The following is a 1282-nucleotide window of genomic DNA, read 5'->3' as shown; positions in this document are numbered from 1 at the left end:
TGACCATCAGTCAATACGTCGCGTTTCTGTCGCAAACGTTCGGATACATCGGCGCGGATCTGACCGCGGCGCTGGCTTCGGGAAACCCGGCAACCATAGGCTTCACGCTGCTGTTCGACACTGTCGAAGCCATCGGGACGGTCATCACCGACACCATCGCACTGCTCAAGACGCTGCTTGAACAGGTCGTGCTGATCCCGGCGCTGCTGCCGCTGCTGACCACTTCCCTGGCTCCGTTGGCCGCCGCCCCGGTGGGCGGCTTGGCGGGTCTGGCGGGTCTGGCGGGCATCCCCGCGGTACCGGTCCCGCCGGCCGTCCCCCCGCCCGTCGCGCTGGCACTGACCCCGACCCCGACCCCGGTGCCCGCACCGGCTCCGGCCTCCGCTGTGGCCCCGGCTCTGCCGGCGGCCCCCGCCGCGGCGGTGCCGCCCGCACCGCCCGCGCCGCCGGCGGTCGCTGGGCCGCAGGTGTTCGGATACCTGATAGGCGGCATGGACATGACTGCCCGGCGCCGTGCGCAGGCCGGCGCCAAGGCGCAGGCGCCCAAGCCCGTCACGGCCGCTGAACCGGCGGCTGCCGCGGCCGCGGAGGAGAAGGCCCGGGTGCGCCGGCGCAGGCCGGCGAAATCCGAAATGCTGGGCCGCGGATACGAATACATGGACCTGGAAACCGAACCGGATCCCTGCCCGGTGCGGGGCGCGGGGCCGCCCGGTCTCACCGGCATTGCGCGCCCCCGGTGACCCGGTATGCCGTTACCAGGAGGACCCGCCATGCCCGTTGCGGCATCCGGTGCGCGACGCGTCGCGTTGCTGTCCACGTCCGACACCGATCTGCTCTCTGCGCGAGCCAGCGGAGCCGCATACCACCTCGCCAACCCGGCACGGCAAGCCGTCGAACCGGCACTCGATGGTGCCGACATAGCCGTGCTGCGGGTGCTTGGATCTTCCGCGGAGGTCGGCGCCGAGCTGGCGGCGTTACGTGCCAGTGGGTTGCCGCTGGTGGTTCTCGGCGGCGAGCGGGCGCCCAACGCCGAACTCATGGAGTGTTCGACCGCTCCGATCGGCGTCGCGGTGCAAGCGCATGCGTACCTGGCCGAAGGCGGGCCGGTCAACCTCGCCCGGCTGCATGCTTTCCTCTGCGACACGGTACTGCTCACCGGTGAGGGTTTCGACGAGCCGGTGGTGATACCCGAGTGGGGATACCCCGACCGCAGGCGGCCCGACGAACCGGTGCAGACCGCGCCGCTGAAGATCGGGATCCTCTACTACCGGGCCCACCAGGT

2 pseudogenes are annotated in these 1282 nt (G+C 71.2%); both read left to right on the top strand.

The window, feature by feature from the left end:
* Positions 1 to 740 (top strand): annotated as a pseudogene (locus AC2VON_RS07740) (hypothetical protein); the annotation flags it as partial.
* A 30-nt stretch (positions 741 to 770) separates the two neighbouring features.
* Positions 771 to 1282: pseudogene (cobN, locus tag AC2VON_RS07735) on the top strand (cobaltochelatase subunit CobN); the annotation flags it as partial.

The organism is Mycobacterium sp. TH-M82 (genome assembly GCF_057473605.1).
This window is presented reverse-complemented; position numbering and strand designations above follow the sequence as displayed.